This window comes from Frankia sp. AiPs1 (genome assembly GCF_023716945.1).
Taxonomy (GTDB): Bacteria; Actinomycetota; Actinomycetes; order Frankiales; family Frankiaceae; genus Frankia.
In genome coordinates this window covers 1-2,320 of sequence record NZ_JAMQQF010000751.1, presented here as the reverse complement: position 1 = coordinate 2,320, position 2,320 = coordinate 1, and the positions used below count along the sequence as shown (strand labels likewise).

2 protein-coding genes are annotated in these 2,320 nt (G+C 70.3%); both read right to left on the bottom strand.

The annotated features are described in order from the left end of the window. A partial coding sequence (locus ND748_RS30255) for an NAD(P)/FAD-dependent oxidoreductase (protein WP_285902921.1) occupies nt 1–1,347 on the bottom strand: 1,347 nt, incomplete at its 3' end. A gap of 165 nt (nt 1,348–1,512) precedes the next feature. Next, nucleotides 1,513–2,320: uracil-DNA glycosylase (locus tag ND748_RS30250; RefSeq protein WP_285902920.1), on the bottom strand; the 808-nt coding region annotated here is incomplete at its 5' end.

Genomic DNA, 2,320 nt, shown 5'->3' with positions numbered 1-2,320 from the left:
GCCGGGGGCCGCGGGCGGGCCGGCGGCCGGGGCGGACGCGGGGGTCGCCACCCGGCGGAACTCCGCCCGGGGGTCGGCGAACGAGCCCAGCGAGACGATTTCGCGGCGGAAGAACAGCGCCAGGGTCCAGTCGGCCACCACGCGGGCCTTGCGGTTCACCGTGGGCACCCGGCTGAGGTGGTACGTCCGGTGCATCAGCCAGGCGGGCCAGCCCCGCAGCCTGACCCCGTAGACCTCGGCCACGCCCTTGTGCAGCCCCAGGGACGCCACGCTGCCGGCGTAGCTGTGCTCGTAGGGCTTGATGGGCTCGTGCCGCAGCTCGGCGAGGAGGTTCTCCGCCAGCCGACGGGCCTGGCGGACGGCGTGCTGGGCGGACGGCCCGGTCGTCGCCCCCTCGTTCTTGGTCAGGTCGGGCACGGCCGCGCAGTCACCGGCGGTCCAGGCGTCCGCCACCCCGTCGACCTGGAGGAAGGCGGTGGCCCGCAGCCGGCCGCGGTCGTCGAGCGGCAGATCGGTGCGGGCAAGCATCGGGTTCGGCTTGACGCCGGCCGTCCACACCACGGTGCCGGCCTCGAAACGCTCGCCGTCATCAAGAACGACATTACCGTCGAGCAGGCTTTCGACCTTCGTGTTCAGCTTCACCTGGATTCCGCGGTGTTCGAGCTGCTTGACCGTATACAACCCCATTGCCGGCGAAACCTCGGGAAGAATGCGACCCGTCGCCTCGACGAGCACCCAGCGCATGTCCGCGGGTGCCAGATCGGGGTAATAGGAGCATGCATCACGCGCCATGTCCTCAAGTTCGGCGAGCGCCTCAATTCCGGCATATCCGCCACCGATGAAGAGGAAGGTGAGTGCGCGCCGCCGAACCGCGGCATCGGTGGCCGACGCGGCCGCGTCGAGGCGACTGATGACCTGGTTTCGGAGATAGATGGCCTCGGCCGCGCTCTTGAATCCGATTCCCTGCTCGGCGAGACCCGGGATCGGAAGCGTCCGGGCCACCGAACCAGGACAAATCACCAAAATATCGTACTTAAGTTCGAAAGCGTCCCCGAGGAGAGGCTGGACGGATGCCGTGCGTTGCTCGTGCGACACCGACACAACATGACCACTGATGACCCGACAGCTCTTCAGAACCTTGCGTAGCGGCACGACAACGTGGCGTGGCTCAAGGTTGCCAGCAGCCGCCTCCGGGAGAAACGGCTGATAGGTCATGTATGAGTTGGGTTCGACGACGGTGATGGTCGCCTCGTCCCCGTCCAGCTTCCGCTGAAGCCGCAGGGCCGTGTACATGCCGACGTATCCCCCGCCGACGATGAGGATGTGCGGTGCCTGCCCATAGCCCATGCAAAAACGGTACCCGCGGGGGCCGGCTTACACCCGGCGTGGAGGCGGCCGACCCCCGCTATTCCGTGACGCAGGACACCAATACGGACGACCTTCGGCCCATCTTGTCGCCAGCAGAAGAGTGCCGTGGCTCACGTACTGTGTCCGTGGCCACAACGCGTCGCCTTAGTCGAGCCGGTCAACCACTTCCGCCCGCGCCGCCGCGGAACCCAGAACCGTGTCCAGCATCACCTCGGTGACCCGACCGGTGAAGGTATTTTGCTGACTCGGGTGATAGCAACCCACGACCTGGACCCCCGTCCCGGGAAGTTCGACCCGGGTCCCGTGGCCGAACGGCACCCTGGGCACCGGGACGGCGTACCCGGCCTGCACCAGGGCCGGCCAGAGCGCCGTCCAGGCGAACCCGCCGAGAACGACGACGACCCGCAGCATCGGCCGGACCAGCTCCAGGTCCCGGACCAGCCACGGGCGACAGGCGTCCCGTTCCGCCGTCGTCGGCTTGTTCGCGGGCGGCGCGCAGCGCACGGCCGCGACGATCCGGGTGGCCCGCAGGCGCTGGCCGTCCCCGGCGGACTGCGACGTCGCCAGGGTGGCGAGCCCGACCCGGTGCAGCGAGGCGAACAACCAGTCGCCGCTGCGGTCGCCGGTGAAGATGCGCCCGGTGCGGTTGCCGCCGTGGGCGGCGGGGGCGAGGCCCACGATCAGGATCCGGGCGTCGGGCGGGCCGAACGAGGACACCGGCCGCCCCCAGTACGGCTGGTCGGCGTAGGCGGCCCGGCGGACCGCCGCGATTTCCTCCCGCCAGGTCACCAGGCGTGGGCAGGCTCGGCAGACCGACATCCGGGCGTCGAGTGCCCCGGTGTCGCCAGCGCCGGCGGCCAGGTCGCGCACCAGCGCAGAGGTCGCCGCGACCGGGGTGGTCGGGTCGGCGAGGTCCCCGGGCCAACCGCCGCCCGGCCGCGCCGGACCGCGC